The 20,893-nt window shown below is 67.1% G+C and carries 16 protein-coding genes; 10 read left to right on the forward strand and 6 right to left on the reverse strand.

Annotated features, from left to right (window positions below; genetic code table 11):
- Positions 1-4: 4 nt before the first annotated feature.
- Complete coding sequence (locus tag GH660_RS13660; protein ID WP_228276499.1) at positions 5-1,780, reverse strand: DUF1302 domain-containing protein; 1,776 nt, start codon at positions 1,778-1,780, stop codon at positions 5-7.
- Positions 1,781-2,231: 451 nt separating this feature from the next.
- The gene (locus GH660_RS13665; protein ID WP_153147232.1) at positions 2,232-4,934 is read right to left on the reverse strand and encodes a LuxR C-terminal-related transcriptional regulator; all 2,703 of its coding nucleotides are present in this window, start codon (positions 4,932-4,934) and stop codon (positions 2,232-2,234) included.
- Between the two features lie 231 nt (positions 4,935-5,165).
- Here GH660_RS13665 and GH660_RS13670 point away from each other — a divergent pair, with 231 nt between their 5' ends.
- From GH660_RS13670 to GH660_RS13715, 10 genes are all read left to right on the forward strand, one after another.
- Positions 5,166-5,474, forward strand: coding sequence for a Rieske 2Fe-2S domain-containing protein (locus tag GH660_RS13670; RefSeq protein WP_153147233.1), 309 nt, complete (start codon positions 5,166-5,168; stop codon positions 5,472-5,474).
- 34 nt (positions 5,475-5,508) lie between these two features.
- Entirely contained in the window at positions 5,509-6,531 is a 1,023-nt protein-coding gene (locus tag GH660_RS13675) for a universal stress protein (RefSeq protein ID WP_153147234.1), read from the forward strand.
- Between the two features lie 47 nt (positions 6,532-6,578).
- A complete protein-coding gene (locus tag GH660_RS13680) occupies positions 6,579-7,559 on the forward strand; it encodes a quinone oxidoreductase (RefSeq protein ID WP_153147235.1) in 981 nt (326 codons plus the stop codon).
- Between the two features lie 20 nt (positions 7,560-7,579).
- Positions 7,580-8,437: a TauD/TfdA family dioxygenase gene (locus GH660_RS13685; protein ID WP_153147236.1), complete on the forward strand. Its 858-nt coding sequence runs from the start codon at positions 7,580-7,582 to the stop codon at positions 8,435-8,437.
- 80 nt (positions 8,438-8,517) lie between these two features.
- The gene (locus tag GH660_RS13690; RefSeq protein WP_153147237.1) at positions 8,518-9,582 is read left to right on the forward strand and encodes a 3-keto-5-aminohexanoate cleavage protein; all 1,065 of its coding nucleotides are present in this window, start codon (positions 8,518-8,520) and stop codon (positions 9,580-9,582) included.
- Between the two features lie 124 nt (positions 9,583-9,706).
- Complete coding sequence (locus tag GH660_RS13695) at positions 9,707-11,023, forward strand: MFS transporter (protein ID WP_153147238.1); 1,317 nt, start codon at positions 9,707-9,709, stop codon at positions 11,021-11,023.
- Positions 11,024-11,040: 17 nt separating this feature from the next.
- Complete coding sequence (locus GH660_RS13700; RefSeq protein ID WP_153147239.1) at positions 11,041-11,604, forward strand: alpha/beta hydrolase; 564 nt, start codon at positions 11,041-11,043, stop codon at positions 11,602-11,604.
- A 20-nt stretch (positions 11,605-11,624) separates the two neighbouring features.
- Positions 11,625-12,827 carry an MFS transporter gene (locus GH660_RS13705; RefSeq protein ID WP_153147240.1) on the forward strand — a complete coding sequence of 401 codons (1,203 nt, stop codon included), beginning with the start codon at positions 11,625-11,627 and terminating at the stop codon, positions 12,825-12,827.
- A 10-nt stretch (positions 12,828-12,837) separates the two neighbouring features.
- Positions 12,838-13,512 carry a DsbA family oxidoreductase gene (locus tag GH660_RS13710; RefSeq protein ID WP_153147241.1) on the forward strand — a complete coding sequence of 225 codons (675 nt, stop codon included), beginning with the start codon at positions 12,838-12,840 and terminating at the stop codon, positions 13,510-13,512.
- Positions 13,513-13,566: 54 nt separating this feature from the next.
- Positions 13,567-15,540, forward strand: coding sequence for an acetoacetate--CoA ligase (locus GH660_RS13715; protein WP_153147242.1), 1,974 nt, complete (start codon positions 13,567-13,569; stop codon positions 15,538-15,540).
- Between the two features lie 503 nt (positions 15,541-16,043).
- On the opposite strand, the gene GH660_RS13720 is transcribed toward GH660_RS13715, so the two are convergent.
- The 4 genes from GH660_RS13720 to GH660_RS13735 form a co-directional block, all read right to left on the reverse strand.
- Complete coding sequence (locus GH660_RS13720; RefSeq protein ID WP_153147243.1) at positions 16,044-16,679, reverse strand: response regulator transcription factor; 636 nt, start codon at positions 16,677-16,679, stop codon at positions 16,044-16,046.
- Positions 16,676-17,716 (reverse strand): PAS domain S-box protein, encoded by a 1,041-nt coding sequence (locus tag GH660_RS13725; RefSeq protein ID WP_153147244.1) that lies wholly within the window; start codon positions 17,714-17,716, stop codon positions 16,676-16,678. The genes GH660_RS13720 and GH660_RS13725 overlap by 4 nt, the downstream gene beginning before the upstream one ends.
- Before the next feature lie 163 nt (positions 17,717-17,879).
- The gene (locus tag GH660_RS13730) at positions 17,880-19,673 is read right to left on the reverse strand and encodes an acyl-CoA dehydrogenase C-terminal domain-containing protein (RefSeq protein WP_153147245.1); all 1,794 of its coding nucleotides are present in this window, start codon (positions 19,671-19,673) and stop codon (positions 17,880-17,882) included.
- A gap of 23 nt (positions 19,674-19,696) precedes the next feature.
- On the reverse strand, positions 19,697-20,893 hold the full coding sequence (locus GH660_RS13735; protein WP_153147246.1) for an acetyl-CoA C-acyltransferase: 1,197 nt from the start codon (positions 20,891-20,893) through the stop codon (positions 19,697-19,699).

A 20,893-nucleotide genomic window follows, 5' to 3' on the forward strand; every position in this document is an offset into this window, starting at 1 on the left:
CTCCTCAGAACGTGGTTTTAAGGGTCAGGCTGATGAAGTCACGATCCTTCAGCAGCGAGGTGAAGCCGTTTTGCGTGATGTTCTCGGCGCCCAGCGCACCGCTGGCACCGTAGTCGTTGATGCGGCCGAAGTAGCCGATGTACTTGAGATCGACGCGGTGCTTCTGGAAGATGTCGAAGCCGAGGCCGACGCTGAAGTTGCCGTTGCCCTGGTTGCCGCCAAAGGTCGTCGCCGCGTTGCCGCTCAGACCAATCGAAAAGGTCATCGGCGCCGACATGTCGACCCCGGGCATGACCTGGTACCAGGTCGGCGTGAAGCTGGCGCCCATGCCGACGTAGTTCTTCGTCGCGCAGCCGTCCCACTTGTCGCCGGCCTGGGCCGTCGGCTTGTTGAAGGTACAGCCCTTGTAGCCGACCGCCTGGAAGGTTTCGGCGCCGCTGGTGACGTCGAGCCACTGGCTCCACACCAGTTCGAGCGCCCAGGTGGCGGCATCGAAGACCGGCGTGTCGGGCAGGATGCCGACCGCGTTGACCAAACCGTGCATCGTGTTGCCGCGCGGACCGGTCGTCTCGCCTTCGCTCGGCGCCGGCACGTTGAACGGGTTGGTGCCCGGCACGCCGAGGATCTTGGCCAGCAGCGGGGTGTTGTGGCGATACGAGAGTTCGCCGCCGAAGCTGATGCCGCCGATGTTCTTGGCCAGGCTGATGCCGTAGAGGTCGACGCCGTCCGCGTAGATCAGGTTGTACTGGCTGGCGCTGGCGACCGGCACGAACTGCCCGTTGGGCAGGCGCACCAGCCGCTGGCTGGTGACCAGGCCCTGCGGCAGCTTGTCGGCAAAGCGGCGGTAGTAGACACCGACGGTGCCGTCGAGCGCGTCCGGCGACCAGCGGGCGTTGAGGCCGAATTCGCCGTTGCGCTGGGCCGGCTCGAACGCATTGCCGCGGGTATAGCCGACGCCGGGCGCCAGCAGGATGCGCTCGGGGCCGTTGAAGGCGAAGTCGACTGGACCGAGGTAGGTGCCGCCTTCCGGGAAGCGGTACGGTTCCCATTCCAGGAAATACTGGGCCGCCAGCGAGAGGTTGTCGGTCACCTGCACCTGGCCGGACACCTGGTTCAGGGGACGGAACAGTTCCTTGGCCTCGACACCCGGCGTCGCGAAGCCCTTCTGCAGGTCGAGCGGCATCTGCGAATAGGAAATGCCGTGCAGGGCGCCGCCGAGGAACAGGGACTCGCCCCAGAACACGGTGTGGCGGCCGGCGCGCACCTTGGTGGGCACGTCGCCCACATCGAAGTTGGCGAAGACGAAGGCGTCGAGGATCTCGCCGGACGGGCCGCGATAATACTGTTCGACGTAGGGGCTGAACACCTGGTTCGGGTAGCTGGAAATGCCGGCCCGGGCGAACTTGGGATTGGCGCCGCTGGCCGTGCCGTAGGCACCATCGCCCCAGGCCGCGCCGCTGACGCGGAAGCCGAGCATCTTCTTCCAGGCGAAGTCGAACTCCGAGAAGAGGTCGAGACGGTTGGTGACGAGATCGCCCTTGTCGAACAGGTAGGTGCCTTCGTCCGAAGCGATGTTGTTGCCGATCAGGTTGCTGCGGTTCTTGACGCGCACAGCGGCGTTGTAGCGGACGGTGGTGTCCAGGCGCATTTCGATATCGTCGTTGCCGACGTCGATGTTGAATGCCAGGGCGTTGCCGCCGGCGCCGAACATGGTCGCCAGCGCGAATGCGATCGGGCGGATCTGCTTCCAGCCTTGGCCTTGTCTCTCCATGGTGGTCATTACTTTGTCTTCCTTCCTTATTTGATGAATTACTGAAAGAGATGCGTCTTCCGACTGCTTCGGGAATGGATTATCCGGAGGCTGTTCACCAGCACCCCCCCCAAAAAGCGGGGGATGGGGAGTTGCACGGGGGGGATGCGCGGTCGCGCAAATGGGGGCCTTGGGGGGCGCTGGAGACCGGCCGGGAAACCGTCAGACGAGGAGGCGCGCCAGCCGCCGAACCCGCCTTTCAGCCGATCCGGGCCGCGCGCTCTCCGGCCGCCATGCGGCAGATCAGGGCATTTTTGCCCTGAAAAAGCGGTCGACCGCAGCGATCGGTGCGGAAACGAAAATGTGCTGAACCGGCGTCGGCTGCCGGCCTGTCGCCGGCTGACGGGCGCTACCGCCGACCCGCGCGGGCCGGCACCGGGACGTTCAGCGCGCGCGGATCAGGCGCCGGCGTCGGGCGCACTCAGTCGCTGCCTTCGAGGAGGCCGAGCAGTTGCGCGCGGCGCACAGCGTGCTTGCGCGTGCCGGCGTCGAGTTTGCCGAACAGGTTTTTCAGGTGCCATTTGATCGTCTCCTCGCCAACCGACATCGCCTGGGCGATTTCCTTGTTGGAAAGGTTGCGGGCGAGGAACTCGAGCACCTCGCGCTCCTTGGGGGTCAGGACCATGCTCGGCACCGCCCGCGGCGCGCCGGCCTCGCGCGCCGGACGCGGCCGCACGGCGCGCGGCACCTGGACGGCACCCGGCGCCCCGCTGCCGCCCCCCTCCTCGTCGACCAGGCGACGCATCAGGTCGGCGATGATCGGGTGGGCATCGACGAAGGTCCGCGCCAGCCCGAAGGTCTGCGCCAGGTTCATCGCCTCCAGCATCAACGGACGCCCGTTCTCGCCCTGGCGTTCGAGGGCAAAGGCGCGCAGGGCCATGACCTCGATACGCAGGCGCCCGAGCTTCATCGTGTCGGCCAGCGCCACTGCCGGCGCCAGGCGGTTGAGGGCCGCCTGCCAGTCCTGGGCGGCGATCGCCACGTTGGCATGGGAGATGATCTGCAGCAGCGCCACCGAGCGATGCCACAGCGAACCTTCCGGATGGCCGCTCTGCGCGATGATCTCGTCGATGCGATCGGCCAGCACCCGGCAGGTTTCGCTGCGGAACTTGCCGGCATGGATGCGCACCTGGTCGGCCAGGCTGGCGACGATCAGCCGCGGCAGATGACGTTCGACACCGACGGCGCCGAGCGCTTCGAGCAGGTCGATGGCGCGATGCTCGATGCCCTGGGCGGCGGCGATGCGCGCCACCGTGCGGTAGGCGAACAGCGCCGTCTCGGGGGCACCGAATCGTTCGAGGACGTCCAGCCGGTTGGCCAGCAGCGCGGCCGCCTCGTCCAGCCGGTCGCGCTCGTAGACGGCGACGGCGAGCAGCGCCGCCAGCATGCAGGCCTGCGGGTGGCGGCGGCCGAGTTCGGACTCGGCACGCGTCAGCGCCGGCCGCAGCGTTTCCTCGCCGAGCAGCACCTGGCCTTCCCAGATGTAGCTGAGTCCGGTGACGAACTCCCCCCAGCGGCCCGCATAGACGTGGCTCTTGCCGAGATTTCCGCGCGGAACATGCTGCAGGCAGCGCCGCGCCTGCGCCGGGTCGCCCTTGAGGATGGAGAGGATCGCCTGGCGATTGGCGTGCATCTGGAGCAGGCGCGACTCGCGCGACGGTGGCGCGTCGGCCCACGGCTCGAAGAGGGTGGCGCAGCGGTCCGGCTCGTCGGCGAAGTAGGCGGCGCCGCTGAGGATCAGGGCGCACTCGTAGCGCAGGTGGCTGTCGACATCCGGATTTTCAAGAATGCGGGCGACCAGCCGCCCTGCTTCCTCCTGCCGCTCGCTGAGGGCCAGCGCCCAGGCCGCGGCCAGGCGCAATTGCGGGCGGCTGTCGAGATCGGCCTCGGGCAGATCGTCGAGCCATTCGAGCACGGTGCCGTGGTAACCCTGGGTCACCGCGTCGTACATGCAGCGCTCGGCCATGTCGTAAGCCTGCTGGCGCTGCCCGGCAGCATGCGCATGGCGCGCCGCCTCCTGGAGCATGCCGCGTCCGGACAGCCATTCCATGGCTCGCAGGTGCAGGTCGGCCAGCTCCGCTTCCGGCAAACCGGCGAGCCGCTGGCGCAGGGCATCGCGCGCCAGGGCGTGCAGGCGGAACCATTCGCCATCATCGCCGACCATGAAGATCGGCGTGTCGCCCGCCAGGCGGGCAAGTTGCTCCGGCGCATCGGCGCGCCCGAGCAGGGCGCAGCACAGGTCGGGATGCAGCATGTCGACCACCGAGACGCGGACGAGAAAGTCGACGTCCCCGGGGGCAAGATGGTCGAGCAGGCCGCCGACCAGCTGCTCGCTGCGCCCTTCGTTGCGCGCCAGCATGATGTTGATGGCGACCCCCGGATCGCCCCACCCCTCGACCGCGGCCAGCGCCAGCTGCAGGCCGAGCGGCCAGCCCTCGGTGATCTCGTGCAGCCGCGCGCAGGCGTCGGCATCCACATTGGGGCCGAAACGGTTGCGCATGAAGGCGATCGTTTCGTCGAGACTGAAGCGCAGGATCTCCGGCCCCACCGAAACGCAATCACCGTAGGCAGTCAGATCGGCCAGGGCGTCGTACATGTCGCCGCGCCCGGCGATGATCGCGCGCAGATTGGGTGGCAGGTTGTGCAGCAGGTAGACCAGCGTCGCGAAGTTGCGGGATGGAAGACGTTCCGCCTCGTCGACGATGAGCACCATGTCGAGCGAGGTCTGCGCCACCTCGGCCAGCCACGCGGTAATGCCCTCCAGCTCGCCCCCCGGGGCGCCCCCGCCTTCAAGAAAATAGCGTCCAAAGGCCGGTCGACCGCAACCGACACGCACTGCGAGGGTCAGGGCGTGCAGGAAATGCTGCGGGTCCTCGTGATCGTCGGCGGAAATCCAGGCCACCGCCGCCCCGCGCGCCAGATGCTCGCGCCGCCACTGGCCGAGCAGCGAAGTCTTGCCGAACCCCGCCGGCGCCTGCACCACCAGGACCGGTCGATCGCGGAACTGCTCGGCGTCGAGGCCGAGGCGCGGCCGCAACAACTGGTGCCGCGGCGCCCTTGGCGGCGTGGTGCGGAGAACGAGTCCGGACGTCATGGCGCCGGCCTGGCGGAGTGCGGTGGTCATCGGTATGCCCGCTGTTCATGCCTGGCTCGCGCCAGTTGTTGGAGGATTCCAGCGGTGGCTGCGGCCGGAAGCCCCTGCGACGACGGCCCCGCACCACCCCGAATTGGTTGGCAAATTTAAACACAGGCCGCGATTTTCCGACAACCTATCCCCCCCTTTTTCGAGGGGGGAAAAAGGCCTTCGGACCTCCTACCATGCGCTCCATACCAATTCGTCCGGGAAGCACCAGTCATGAAACTTGTCGATGTCTGCGCAGTGGAAGAGATCCCGCCGGGCAAGTCACGCGCGGTGCGTGCCGAAGGCCGGGATATCGCCCTGTTCAACGTCGACAGTCGCGTCTACGCCATCGAGAACAGCTGCCTGCACCAGGGCGCCGCGCTGAGCGGCGGCCAGCTGTGCGGCCACACGGTGACGTGCCGGGCGCACGGCTGGCGTTTCGACGTGACGACCGGGAAGCTCGGTAGTTCGCAGTGTCTGGGCGTCGCGTCCTTCCCGGTCGAGATTTCCGGTGACAGGGTCCTCGTCACCATCGGCAACTGAACCCGGTATCGCGCCACTCATTACAGGAATCGCCATGTATCGACATCTGCTGGTCCCCATCGAAAACTCCGATCTGTCCACCGTGACCATCGGCCGCGCCGTCGAGTTCGCCCTGGCGCTCGGCGCCCGGATCACCTTCTTCCACGCCAGCGCCGATCACTCGGCGTCGATCACCGGCGACGCCGAGATCGTCCGCATGACGGCGCCGGAAGATTACGCCTACAACTTCGCCGGCCGCGCCCGCGAACTGCTGACCAAGGCCGAATCGGCGGCGCGCGCCCGCGGCGTGCCCTGTTCGTCGGCGAGCACGGTCAGCGATTCGCCTTACACCGCGATCGTAGCCGCAGCGCGCGCCGCCGGCTGCGACCTCATCTTCATGGCGTCGCACGGCCGGCGCAGCACGCTCGGCATGATGCTCGGCTCGCAGACGCTGAAGGTCCTCACCCATTCCGAAATCCCGGTCCTCGTCTCGGCGATGGCCGAACCGCCGGTTCCGGCCCAGGCCATCGGCATCATCCGCGACGAGCACCGTTCGCTGGCCGCCGTCCTGCATGCCTGGCAGCACCTGTTCAAGGATGCGCAGGGCAAGGGCGTCCAGCCCGATGCGGCGCTGATGCAGGCGATGGTCCATTACATCCAGGCCTTCCCGGTCGCCCTGCACCACCCGAAGGAAGACGACTACCTGTTCCGCAAGCTGCGCGAGCGCACCGCCGAGGCCAACCCGGAACTCGACGAACTCGAGCGCCAGCACGTTCGCGACGAACAGCAGGTCATCGAACTGGCAGCGCTGGTCGACCGCTACGCCAGCGGCGCGGCGACCGTCGCCGAAGTCGAACAGGCGGTCTCGCACTACTCGCAGGCGATCTGGGAACACATGGGCCGCGAGGAAGGCGTGATCCTGCCGCTGGCACAACGCTACCTGACGGTGGAGGACTGGACGGAAATCAACGAGGCCTTCCAGAAGAACATGGACCCGCGTTTCGGCGGCGACACCGACGCCGAATTCAAGCGGCTGTTCTCGCGCATCGTCAATCTGGCCCCGTCATCCGCGAACTGACGCGCTGTACCGCACAAATATACATAGACCATAAACAGGAGAACACCTTGGAAAAAGCAATACGCTTCCATCAGACCGGCGGCCCGGAAGTCCTCAAGCTCGAAGAGGTCAGCGTCGGCGAGCCGGGACCGGGCGAAGTCCGCCTGCGCCACGTCGCGGTCGGCCTCAACTTCGCCGACACCTACTTCCGCAACGGCACCTACCCGATCCCCCTGCCCGCCGGCATGGGCGTCGAGGCGGCCGGCGTGGTCGAAGCCGTCGGCCCGGGCGTGAGCAACGTCGCCGTCGGCGACAAGGTGACCTACACCGGCTTCCTCAACACCCTGGGCGCCTACAGCACCTCCCGCATCATCGCCGCCGCGCCGCTGATCCGCCTGCCGGAAGGCATCAGCTGCGAAACCGCTGCCGCCATGACCATGCGCGGCCTGACCTCGGCCTACCTGATGCGCCGCATCCACGACTTCAAGGCCGGCGACACCATCCTGCTGCACGCCGCCGCCGGCGGCGTCGGCCTGATCGTCTCGCAATGGGCCAAGCTGCTCGGCCTGCGCGTCATCGGCACCGTGTCCACCGAGGAGAAGGCAGCCGTTGCCCGCGCCCACGGCTGCGACGAGATCATCAACTACAGCCACGAGGATGTGGCGAAGCGCGCCCGCGAATTGACCGACGGCGTCGGCGTCAATGTCGTCTTCGACAGCGTCGGCAAGAGCACCTTCATGGCCTCGCTCGATTCACTCAAGCGGCGCGGCCTGCTGGTCTGCGTCGGCACCGCCTCGGGCCCGATTGACGCCTTCAACCCGCAACTGCTGGCGATGAAGGGTTCGCTCTACCTGACCCGCCCGGCGCTCGCCGACTACATCGCCGACCCAGCCGAGAAGGCCGAGCTGGCCGGCGAGATCTTCGGCCACGTCGCAGCCGGGCGCATCAAGATCGAGATCAACCAGCGCTACGCGCTGGAAGACGCCGTGCAAGCCCATCGTGACCTCGAATCGCGCAAGACGACCGGGTCATCAATTTTCGTAATTTAAGGACGAGGAGACAACACACAATGAGAATCGAACAACTGACCTGCGCCGTCGGCGCCGAACTGATCGACGTCAATCTCGGCGATGCCGTGCGCGACGACGGCCTGTTCAACGAGATCTACGCCGCGCTGCTCAAGCACAAGGTACTGTTCCTGCGCGACCAGACGCTGGACAGGCTGTCGCGCGTCGATCACATGGCCTTCGCCCAGCGCCTCGGCGAACTCGAAACGCACCCGATGGCCCCGAGCCATCCGGAGGCACCCGGCCTCGTCCAGATCTACAAGAATCCGGACAGCCCGATGGACCGCTACGAGAACGCCTGGCACACCGACGGCACCTGGCGCGAGACGCCGGCGCTCGGCTGCGTGCTGCGCTGCATCGAGTGCCCGCCGGTCGGCGGCGACACGATGTGGGCCAACATGGTGCTGGCCTACGAGAAGCTGCCGGAATCGGTCAAGCAGGAAATCGACGGCCTGATCGCCAGCCACAGCTTCAATTCCTCCTTCGCCGCCGCGATGCCGCAGGACAAGCGCCTGGCGATGAAGGCCCAGTATCCGGATGCCGAACATCCGGTCGTGCGCACCCACCCCGAGACCGGCGAGAAGGTCCTCTTCGTCAATGCCTTCACGACGCACTTCGTCAATTACCACACCCCAAAGCGCGTCCGTTTCGGCCAGGACTACAACAAGAGCGGTTCCGACCTGATGCAGTACCTGATCAGCCAGGCCTACAACCCCGAGTACCAGGTGCGCTGGCGCTGGAAGCCATACAGCATGGCGATCTGGGACAACCGCTCGACGCAGCACTACGCGGTCATGGACTACCCGCCGTGCCACCGCAAGATGGAACGCGCCGCCATCATCGGCGACAAGCCCTTCTAAACAGACACCCGGGCCGGCTGTTGCGGTCGACCCGGCAAAACCACCCAAATCCATATCAAGATCATCTCAAGGAGCAACACATGAATTTCCTCGACGGTTCCCTCTTCCCCGAAAACCAGCAAAAGCTCGTCATCACCTGCGCCCCCTACGGGCCGGAGTGGATGCCTTCCGATTTCCCGGAGGACATCCCGGTCACCATGGAAGAGCAGATCCAGAAGGCGGTTGATTGCTACAACGCCGGCGCCACCGTGCTGCACGTGCATTGCCGCGAACTCGACGGCAAGGGCTCGAAGCGCCTGTCCATGTTCAACGAACTGCTGGCCGGCATCCGTGCCCGCGTGCCGGACATGATCCTGCAGGTCGGCGGCTCCATCTCCTTCGCGCCGGAAAGCGACGGCGAGGCCGCCAAGTGGCTGTCCGACGACACTCGCCACATGCTGGCCGAGCTGACTCCGACGCCGGACCAGGTCACCATCGCCATCAACAGCAACCAGATGAACGTCGTCGAGCAGATGTGCGAAGCCGACGTCGCCGGCACCTCGCTGGGCGAACCGGAGATGTACCGCGCCTACCGCGAGATGACCATCCCGGCCGGTCCGGAGTGGGTCGAGGAGCATATCCGCCGCCTCTCCGCCAAGGGCATCCAGACGCACTTCCAGTTGGCCAACATCACCCAGTTGGAAACCGTCGAGCGCATGATGCGCCGCAATGTCTGCAACGTGCCGCTGATCCTGACCTGGGTCGCCATCGGCGGCGGTTTCGATGCCCCGAACATCTACAACCTGGCCAACTTCGTCCGCGCCTGTCCGGACGGCTCGGTGCTGACGCTCGAAACCTCGATGCTCAACGTCCTGCCGATCAACATGATGGCGATCGCCATGGGCCTGCACGTCCGTTGCGGCATCGAGGACAACATCTGGACCCAGGACCGTTCGCGCAAGATGACCACGGTCGAGCAGATCGAGCAACTGGTGCGCATCGCGAAGGAATTCGGCCGTCCGGTCGCCAACGGCAAGGAAGCCCGCGAAATCTACAAGATCGGCACCTTCTACAAGGACGCCGACGAGACCCTGGCGGCCAACGGCTTCGCGCCGAACCGCAAGCCGGGTCAGATTGGCTTCACGCACTACGCCAAGGCCGCCTGAGCGGCATCCCCTCGGGACGGGCAGCGAACACTGCCCGTCCCGCAACCAGACATAACTAAAATGGCCCAGGCCAGCCGCTGACGCGGCCGGCCGGTGCCTGACCAAAGAATTCGAGGAGATCGCAGTGGCCATCCATGTCGCCGATGCCGGCATCGACATCCGATATACACCGAAGGTGTCACGCACCTTCGCCTGGATCGTCTTCGCCCTCACCTTTGGCCTGCTGCTCTCCGACTACATGTCACGGCAGGTCCTCAACGCCGTGTTCCCGGTGCTCAAGGCCGAATGGGGCCTCAGCGACACGCAGCTCGGCTCGCTGAACAGCATCGTCTCGCTGCTCGTCGGGCTGCTCACCTTTCCACTTTCCCTGCTCGCCGACCGCTGGGGCCGCGTGCGCAGCATCGTCCTGATGGCCGCGCTATGGAGCCTGGCCACCGCCGCCTGCGCTGTCGCCGAGAACTATGGGCAGATGTTTGCCGCGCGCTTCTTCGTCGGTGTCGGCGAAGCCGCCTACGGCAGCGTCGGCATTGCCGTCATCATCGCCGTCTTCCCGCCGCACATGCGCTCGACGCTGAGCGGCGCTTTTCTGGCCGGCGGCGCCTTCGGCTCGGTGCTCGGCATGGCGCTGGGCGGCGTCATCGGCGCCCAGTTCGGCTGGCGCTGGGCCTTCGGTGCCATGGCGCTGTTCGGCGTGGCACTGGTCATCCTCTACGCGCTGGTCGTGACCGAGAAGCGGCTCAATCCGGACGGCCCTGCCCGGCCGGGCGGAAAAGCCGGCAACGCCCGTTTCCCTTCGCTGCGCGGACTGCTCGCCGGCCTGTTTTCCTCGATCTCGGTCTGCTGCGCCTATGTCGGCAGCGGCCTGCAGCTGTTCATGATGGGTTCGATGATGGCCTGGCTGCCCAGCTTCGCTAACCGCTACTACGAGCTGCCGGCGGACCGTGCCGGCCTGTTCGCCGCCGTCTTCGTCCTCGTGGGCGCCGTCGGGATGACCAGCTGCGGCATCATCACCGACCGCCTGAGCCGCGACTTCGCGACGCGCAAGTGGTCCGTTGCCATGGCCTATTCGCTGATTTCGTCGATCGCCCTTTTCGTCGGCTTCCATCTGCCCAACGGCCCGGCCCAGCTGGCCCTGCTCGCCGTCGGCATGTTCTTCGTCGCCGGCACCACCGGACCGGTCGGCGCCATGGTCGCCAATTTGACCCATCCGGCCATCCATGCCACGGCCTTCGCCACCTGGTCGCTAGCCAACAACCTGATCGGCATGGCGCCGGGGCCATTCCTGACCGGTGCCCTCGCCGATCGCATCGGGCTGCTCGGCGCCCTGCAGTGGATGCCGCTGGTCGGCCTCACCGCCGCCGCCGTCTTCGCCCTCGGCCGTCGTAACTACGCCAGCGACCTGGCGCGCATCCGCGCCCAGCAGGCGCAGGAAAATCAATAGACCTCAACGGAGTTCCCATGTCCCGATCCCCCACCCCGACCGTCCTTTTCGTCCCCGGCCTGCGCGACCACGTCGATGACCACTGGCAGACCCACGCCCAGAAAAAGATCCCCGGCGCCCGCTGCGTCGCCCCGCTCGAACACGACAAGCTGTCGCGTGACGCCCGCGTCGAGGCGCTGCAGGTGGCGCTGGCCGACATCGACGGGCCTGTCGTCCTCGCTGCCCATAGCGCCGGCTGCATGATCGTCGTCCAGTGGGCGCAGAAATACCGCCGCGCCGACATCATCGGCGCCCTGCTCGCCGCCCCGGCCGATGTCGAATCGCCGATGCCCGCCGGCTACCCGAGCGTCGACCAGCTCGCCGCTGCCGGCTGGACCCCGATCCCGCGCCGGCCGCTGCCTTTCCCGAGCATCGTCGCCGCCTCGACCAACGATCCGTTGTGCAGTTTCGCCCGCGCCGAGGATTTCGCCCGCGCCTGGGGCAGCCGCTTGCTCGATGTCGGCGCCGTCGGCCACATCAATCCGCCGGCCGGTTTCGGCCCGTGGGCGCAGGGCGAAGACCTGATCCGCGAACTGAGCTGAACGCCGCCCGGAATCCACCCGTGAAAACGCTCTCTCCAGTGGCGTTGACCGCGCTGCTGGCGGTGATCGGCCTCCTGAACTCCATCTGTTCCGACATGGTGATCCCGGCCCTGCCCTCGCTGCGCGACGACCTGCAAGTCAGCAACTGGCAGGCGCAGCAGACCATTTCGTTCTTCTTCGGCTCCTGCGCCTTCATGTCCCTGTGGTATGGGGCGCTGGCCGACGCCTGGGGTCGCCGTGCCGTCACCCTCGGCGCCCTGCTGGTGGTCGCCGTCACCGCGCTCGGCTGCCTCGCCGTCCGTCAGATCGAGCACCTGTGGGCGCTGCGGACCCTGCAGGGCATGGCCTCGGGCGCCGGCCTGGTGATCAGCCGCACCGTCGTGCGCGACCTGCACATCGGCCCCACGGCGCAGAAACTGCTGAGCAACATCATGATGGTGCAGACGCTGTCGCTGGTCGCGACGCCGGTGATCGGCGTGCTGCTGGCCGCAGCCTGGGGCTGGCGCGCCGTCTTCGGCGTCATCGCCGGCCTCATGCTGGCGCTGGCGTTCGTATGCTGGCGCTGGCTGCCGGAAACGCTCCCGGCCGCGCAGCGTCGCCCGCTGCGCCCGGCCGCCCTCTGGCACGCCTACGCCGGCGTGGCGCGCAACGGCAGCTTTCTGCGGCTGTCGACGGCCCACGTCGCCAACTGGGTAGCGATGGCAATGTACGCCTTCTCGGCCCCCGCCATCGTCATCCACCATCTCGGACGCGCAACGACCGATGTCTGGATGGTGTTCGTGCCGATCACCGGCGGGCTGGTTTCCGGCTTCATCCATTTCCCGCGCCTGGCAAAACGCCTCGCGGGAGCCGCCCTTCTCGGGCGCGCCTACCGGATCCTGGCGCTGGCCGTCGCGCTCAATCTCGTCCTTTGCGGCCTGCTGCCGCCCAGCCCGCTCCAGCTGTTCCCCCTGATCGTCTTTTCCTACGGCATGGCGCTGGCCCTGCCGATCCTGATCGACCGCGCGCTGGCGCCGGTGCACGAACACGCCGGGGTCGCCGCCTCGTGCCAGACCTTCATGCAGTTCGCCGTGATGGCCTTCGGCGCCGGCGTCCTCGCCCCGCTGTTGTGGGACTCGCTGTTCCTGCTGGCGCTCGGCACCGGCACCCTTACCGCCATCGGCGCCGGATGCGTGCTCTACGAGGCACGCCGCCGCCCCGCCCACCCCTGCCCGACTACCTGACCGCCACGCCATGTCCATCACCCTCGCCATCGACGTCCATTTCGACCTGATCTGCCCCTGGTGCCTGATCGGCAAGCGCCACCTGCGCACCGCCATCGAGCAGTTCCGCGCCTTGCACCCGGACGTGGAAATCACGGTCGCCTGGCGCTCGCACCAGCTGCTGCCCGACATTCCTGCCGCCGGCATCCCCTACCAGGTATTCTACGAACGGCGCCTCGGCGGCCCGACGGCCGTCGCCGCACGCCGCGCCCAGGTCCAGGCCGCCGCCCGGACAGCCGGCATCGAGTTCGCCTTCGAGCGCATCGCGTTGATGCCCAACACGCAGCTGGCGCACCGGCTGATCGACTGCGCCGGCGAATTCGGCGGCCCCGAACAGGTGGCCTACCTCATCGAGCGCCTGTTCGCCACCTACTTTCTGGAAGGACGCAACATCGGCGCCCTCCCGGTTCTGCTCGCGATCGCTGCCGAAGCGGGCTTCCCGGCCGCCGCCATCGAGGCCCGCCTGGCCACGCCGGAAGCCGGCGACCGCTTCCGCGCCCGGCTCGCCACCGACAGCGGCATTTCCGGCGTCCCGTTCTTCGTCTTCAACAACCGCCTCACAGTTTCCGGCGCCCACCCACCGGCCTCATTGCTGGCGGCGATGGAACAGGCGCTGCTGCCGACCGCCACCGCCCACCCCGTTTAACCGAATCAGCCGCCCACCCCGAGACGGCGCCATCAATATCAAAGGAGAACACTCATGGAAAACCCCGTCGCCGCCTGGACCCCTTCGCCGCAAACGATCGCCGACGCCAAGGTCACCGCCTTCATCGACTGGCTCGGCCGCGAGCGCGGCATCGCGCTCGCCGACTACGACGCCTTGTGGCGCTGGTCGGTGACCGACATCGACGCCTTCTGGGGCGCTGTGTGGGATTACTTCGCCATCCCGTCGGCGACGCCGCGCGGCCAGGCCCTGGCCGATGCCCGCATGCCCGGCGCGGTGTGGTTCCCCGGCGTTGAACTGAACTACATCGAGCAGGTCTTCCGCCATGCGACCGACGCGCGGCCGGCCATCGTCTTCCGCGACGAGTCGGGCGCCGAGCGCGACGTGTCGTGGGCCGAACTGCAGCGCCAGGTCGGCGCCCTGGCCGCGACGCTGCGCGCGCAGGGCATCGGCCGTGGCGACCGCGTCGTCGCCTTCATGCCCAACATTCCCGAGTCGGTCATTGCCTTCCTCGCCGTCGCCAGCCTCGGCGCCATCTGGTCGGTATGCTCGCCGGACATGGGCCGTGTCGCCGTCCTCGACCGCTTCCGCCAGATCGAGCCGAAGGTCATGATCGCCGTCGACGGCTACCGATATGGCGGCAAGGCGCACGACCGCCGCGCGCTGGTCGGCGAACTGCTGGGCGAACTGCCGAGCGTCGAGCACCTGATCCTACTGTCCCAGCTCGACCCTGCCGCCGGCACCACCGGCTTCGCCAACGCCACAACCTGGGCCGACGCCACTGCCGGCAATGCCCCGCTGGCGCCCGAACACGTGCCCTTCGACCATCCGCTTTGGGTTGTGTACTCGTCCGGCACCACCGGCCTGCCCAAGCCCATCGTGCATTCGCAGGGCGGCGTCGTCATCGAGCACCTGAAGGCGATCACCTTCCACCTCGATCTCGGCCCCGGCGACCGCTATCACTGGTATTCGACCACCGGCTGGATGATGTGGAACTTCCAGGTCGGCGGCCTGCTGGCCGGCTGCACCATCTGCCTGTTCGACGGCAACCCCGGCACCCCCGACCTCAACGCCCTCTGGCGCTTCGTCGCCGAGCAGCGGATCGACTTCTTCGGCGCCGGCGCCGCCTTCTACGCCTCGTGCCAGAAGGCCGGCATCGAGCCGACGCAGGCCGGCGACCTCTCCCGCCTGCGCGGCCTCGGCTCGACCGGCTCGCCACTGTCGCCGGAAAACTACCGCTGGCTGCTCGACCACGTGCGCAACGACCTGTGGATCAACCCGATCTCCGGCGGCACCGATCTGGTCAGCGCCTTCATCGGCGGCGTCCCGACATTGCCGATGTATCCCGGCGAAATGCAGTGCCGCTGTCTCGGCGCGAAGATCGAAGCCTTCGACGAAGCCGGTCAGCCGCTGACCGACGCCGTCGGCGAACTGGTGTGCTGTGCCCCGATGCCGTCGATGCCGCTCTATTTCTGGAACGACAGGGACAACCTGCGCTACATCGACAGCTACTTCGACACCTACCCCGGCATCTGGCGCCACGGCGACTGGCTGCGCATCACCCCGCGCGGCGGCGCCATCATCTACGGCCGCTCCGACGCGACGATCAACCGCCACGGCATCCGCATGGGCACCAGCGAGTTGTACCGTGCGGTCGAGGATCTGCCGGAAGTACTCGACAGCATGGTCGTCGACCTCGAATACCTGGGCAAGGAATCCTACATGCCGCTGTTCGTGGTTTTGCGCCCCGGCGAGACGTTGACCGCAACACTCACCGCGACCATCCGCGAACGCATCAAGGTTGCCCTCTCGGCCCGCCACGTGCCGAACGATATCTTCCAGGTGCCCGCCATCCCGCGCACGCTGACCGGCAAGAAGCTGGAACTGCCGATCAAGAAGCTGCTGCTCGGCCAGCCGCTGGAAAAGGTCGTCAACCCGGACACCCTGGCCAACCCGGAATGCCTCGCCTGGTACGGCGAGTTCGCTGCTCACCGGCAGCAGGCAGCCTGATTCGACAATGTCGTTTCCGGTTCGCCGGGAACGACACTTGCCTTGGCCGAGAAAATTCGGATTTGTCCGGGCGATACCTGACCCGGACAGGTGTCACCGGGTGGTATCGACCTACAAGAGACATCCATCGTCTCGATGATCCAGGGGCAGGTTACTGGGAAAAGCAGTCGTTTTGTGTCTAGACAAACCGTGGCGATTCATTCCGCTGGAAAAGCAAAACGGCCAACCCGAAGGTTGAGCATGTACAGAATTTTGTGCAAACAGCTTTTCGTCCTTCATCCGGTTGCCGGCTAACACCAGTCATTCAAATGAAATGGTGCAGATAGCGGTAAATTTGTCCGACTGCTCCCGCCGGCCATCAGACAGGTTTCCGAGTAGAGCTGCCCATTGACTGAAAGCTATTCGGCGAGGCCGAACTTCCGCTCATGGCCGATTGCACCAGTTGCCCGAACTGAGAAGTTGCATCAAACAACGGTCTTCAGTTGAAGCCATGGCCTCTTGGCTTAACTATCAGTCAGCCCGTGCCGCAGCGCGTAGCGCAGCAGGTCGGCGTTGTTCTCGACGCCAAGTTTTTCCAGCAGGCGGGTGCGGTAGGTGCTGACCGTCTTGACACTGAGGAAGAGGCGCTTGCCGATCTCGGTCAGCGATACGCCCTGGATGATCAGGTGCAGGATTTCCAGTTCGCGCGGCGTCAGCTTGTAGTGCGGCGGCTGGCTGCCTTCCTTGCGCAGCTTGACGAAGATGTTGCCGGCGGCGGCCGGCGAGAGGTAGTAGCCGCCGCCGGCGGCGATGCGGATCGCCTGCACCAGCTCGCGGGCGTCGCAGTCCTTGGAGAGGTAGCCGTTGGCGCCGGCGTCGAGCGCCATCGCGGCGTACTGCTCGTGCGGATACATCGACAGCATCAGCACCGGCTGCTCGTGCCAGCGGGCGCGGATGCGCTTGAGCGTGTCGAGGCCGCTGCGCCCGGTCATGTTGATGTCGAGCAGGATCACCGACCAGGTACCGGCCTGCAGCATGTCGAGCGCTTCCTGCCCGTTCCCCGCCTCGCCGGTCACCCGCATGTCCGCCTCGTCCGCCAGCAGGCGTTTCAGGCCGCTGCGGAAGATGGCGTGGTCGTCGACGACCAGGACGTCGATCATGGCTGCTCCTCCAGAGGGACGCGCAGGGACAGCAGGGTGCCGCCGCCCGGCGCGTCGCCGATCGTCAGCGTGCCGCCAAGTTCGCGTGCCCGCTCGCTCATGCCGACCAGGCCGATGCTCTTGCCGGTCGTCGTCCGCCGCGAGACGCCACGCCCGTTGTCGCGGATCTCCAGCACGAGATCGGCGCCGTCGCGGGCCAGGCTGACGGTGACCTGGGTGGCGCCGGCGTGGCGGGCGATGTTGGTCAGGGCTTCCTGGCAGATGCGGTAGATGGTCGTCGCGCGCTGCTGCAGCAGGTCGAGGTCGAAGTCGTCCGGAGTCAGCGTGCAGGCGATCTCGGTGCGCCGCGCGAATTCCTGCAGCGCCGAGCGCAGCGCGGCGAAGAGCCCGAGGTGGTCGAGCACCCCCGGGCGCAGGTCCTCGGATATCTGGCGCACGGCGCCGATGCTTTCCTGAACGAGGAATAGCAGGTCGGCGACGATGGCCTTGACGTCGGCGTCGTCGCTGCGCCGGTCGATGCGCTGGATGTCGATCTTCATCGAGGTCAACAGGCCGCCGACGACGTCGTGCAGCTCGCGGGCGATGCGCGAACGCTGCTCCTCGCGCACGGTGTTGATGTAGCTGGCCAGCTCGCGCAGCCGTTCGCGCGAAGCGCGCAGCTCCTCCTGCTGGCGCACCTGTTCGGTGATGTTGATGCCGACCCCGACCACCGCCGGCCGGCCTCGATACAGCAGGCGCGAGCCATGCACTTCGAGGTCGACGAAGCTGCCATCTTTGTGGATGCCCTTGGTGAAGAAGCGGATGCTCGCCACCTCGCCGCTGATCCGCCGGCGGTAATTGGCGAGCTGCGCGTCGCGCACGTCAGGCGCCACCAGCTCGCTCAGGTTCTTCCCGATCAGTTCCTCGGGCGTGTAGCCCATCATCCCGGCGAAGGTCGCGTTGGCGTACTGGAACACCTCGTCCTGGATGACGTAGATGCCGGCGAGCGACTGCTCGACGATGCCGCGGAAGGGAATGTCCAGCGAAGGATGGGCCATGGTCTACGGGCGGTTGGTGGGCGGATCAGGACGGCGTGCCCTGCTCCGCCATTCTACGGCCGCTGGGGCGGGAGATAAAAAAAGCGGAGCCCGCAGGCTCCGGAAAAGACGGGGTAGCGATGCATGAAACCGCGCCCCGTCCGCAGAGGACGTTGGCAACCGCCTACAGCATGTCGTCGGTGACTGCGACCAGCGCCGCATCGCCGGCCATGATGGTTGCCGTTTTGCCCGGCGCGAGCGGCAGCATCTGGTCGGCGTAGAACTGGGCGGTGGCGATCTTGCCGCGGTAGAAGCTCTGGTCGCCCGCGCCGCGCTCGAGATGGCCGGCCGCCGCCAGCGCCGCCCTGCCCATCAGCCAGGCGCCGGTCACGATCACCGAAAGCTCGAGGTAAGGCATCGCTGCGGTCAACGCCCCGGAAACGGCCGTTTTCGCGTGGGCCAGCAACCATTCGGTCGCCTCCTCCCACGCCGCGAGGCCGGCGTCGAGGCGCTGGCCGATGGCCTGCAGTTCGGGGCGGCCGGCTTCGTTGAGGGCGCGGGCGGTGGCCGCCACTTCGCCGAAGACGACGCGCGCGGTGGCGCCCTGGTCGCGCATCAGCTTGCGGAAGATCAGGTCGTTGGCCTGGATGCCGGTCGTCCCTTCATAGATGGTGGTGATGCGCGCATCGCGCCAGTGCTGGGCGGCGCCGGTTTCCTCGATGTAGCCCATGCCGCCGTAAATCTGGATGCCGAGCGAGGTGACCTCGATGCCCATCTCGGTGCCGCCGCCCTTGACGATGGGAATCAGGAATTCGGCCAGATACAGGTCGCGCTTTTTCTGCTCGGGATCGCTGCCGGCGTGGGCGCGGTCGAGCAGGCCGGCGGCGTAGTAGGTCGTCGTGCGGCTGGCTTCGACGCGCGACTTCATCGCCATCAGCATGCGCCGGATGTCGGGATGGTGGTCGATGGTGACCAGCGCCTCGCCGGTCACCGCGTCGCGGCCCTGTTTGCGCTCGCGGGCATAGCCCAACGCCTGCTGGTAGGCGCGCTCGCCGAGCGCCACCCCTTGCAGACCGACGCCCATGCGCGCCTCGTTCATCATCACGAACATGTACTCGAGGCCGCGGTTCGGCTCGCCGAGCAGGTAGCCGACGGCGCCGCCATTGTCACCAAAGGCGAGCACGCAGGTCGGGCTGGCGTGGATGCCGAGCTTGTGCTCGATCGACACGCAATGCGCGTCGTTGCGCGCGCCGAGGCTGCCGTCGGCGTTGACCAGGAACTTGGGCACGAGGAACAGCGAGATGCCGCGCACGCCGGCTGGCGCATCGGGCAGGCGGGCGAGCACCAGATGGACGATGTTGTCCGTCATGTCGTGGTCGCCGTAGGTGATGAAGATCTTCTGGCCGAACACCTTGAAGCTGCCGTCGGCCTGCGGCTCGGCACGGCTGCGGACCAGCGCGAGGTCCGAACCGGCCTGCGGCTCGGTCAGGTTCATCGTGCCGGTCCACTCGCCGGTGATCATCTTTTCCAGATAGGTGGCCTTGAGTTCATCGCTGGCGCAGGTGAGCAGCGCCTGGATGGCGCCGCCGGTCAGCATCGGGCACAGCGAGAAGGCCATGTTGGCCGAGGCGCTCATTTCCTTGACGGCGATGCCGAGGGTTTCGGGCAGCCCCTGGCCGCCGAACTCGACCGGCATCGCCAGACCGTTCCAGCCGCTTTCGCAGAAGGCCTTGTACGCTTCCTTCCAGCCGTCCGGCGTGGTCACGCCGTCGGGACCGAGCTGGCAGCCCTGCTGGTCGCCGCTGCGGTTCAACGGGGCGAGAACGCCCCCGGTAAATTTGGCCGCCTCCTCGAGGATGGCGTCGGCCATGTCGGGCGTTGCCTCTTCGTAGCCGGGCAGTTGCGCGATCTCGGCCAAGCCGACGATCTCGTCCATGATGAAACGCATGTCCTTGACGGGTGCGCGGTAGTCACTCATTTGCTGTCTCCTGTTTGAATTGTTTAAACGCGCTCGAAGATGCCGGCGGCGCCCATGCCGGTGCCGATGCACATGCTGACCATGCCGTAGCGGCCGCCGGTACGCTGCAGGCCATGCACCAGGGTCGCGGTGCGGATGGCGCCGGTGGCGCCGAGCGGATGGCCGAGGGCGATGGCGCCGCCGAGCGGGTTGATGCGGTCCGGATTGAGGCCGAGGTCACGGGTCACCGCCAGTGCCTGCGCGGCGAAGGCTTCGTTCAACTCGATCCAGTCGAGGTCGTCCTGGCGGATGCCAGTCTGCTGCAGCACCCTGGGAATCGCGGCGACCGGGCCGATGCCCATGATCTCCGGCGCGACGCCGCCGACCGCGTAACCGGCGAAGCGGGCCAGCGGGGTCAGGTTGTGTTCCCTGAGCATCTTCTCCGACACCAGCATCACGGCGGCGGCGCCGTCGGACATCTGCGAGGCGTTGCCGGCTGTGACCGAGCCCCTGGCGCGGAAGACCGGGCGCAGCTTGGCAAGCTTTTCCAGCGAAATGTCGGGACGGGCGCCTTCGTCGTTCTCGACGACGCGGCGGCGCTCCCTGATCTGGCCGCTCGCCAGGTCGGGCAGGCGGTCGCAGACGGCGTAGGGCGAGGTCTCGGCATTGAAATGGCCGGCGGCGATCGCCGCACAGGCCTTCTGGTGCGAGACGAGCGCGAAGGCATCCTGCGCGTCGCGGCTGATCTGCCACCTGCTGGCGACTTCCTCGGCGGTGAGGCCCATGCCGTAGGCGATGCCGAGGTTCTCGTCGCTGAAGATGGCCGGGTTGGGCATCACCTTGTCGCCCATGATCTGCGGCATCACGCTCATCGACTCGGTGCCGGCGGCGATCATCACATCGGCCAGGCCGAGGCTGATCTGGGCGGCGGCATCGGCGACGGCCTGCAGGCCCGACGAGCAGAAGCGGTTGATGGTGTAGCCCGGCACCGTGTTCGGCAGGCCGGCCAGCAGCACGCCGATGCGGGCGATGTTCATGCCCTGCTCGGCCTCGGGGATGGCGCAGCCGACGATGACGTCGCCGATGCGCGCCGGGTCGACGGCGGGCACCTGGGCGACGACGGACCGGATGGCGTGCGCCAGCAGATCGTCCGGACGGACGTGCTTGAACAGGCCGTTGCGCTTGGCGACCGGCGTCCGGGTCGCGGCAACGATGTAGGCATCCTGAATCTGTTTGCTCAT

The sequence above is a fragment of the Dechloromonas sp. H13 genome (genome assembly GCF_009469615.1).
Classification (GTDB): Bacteria; Pseudomonadota; Gammaproteobacteria; order Burkholderiales; family Rhodocyclaceae; genus Azonexus.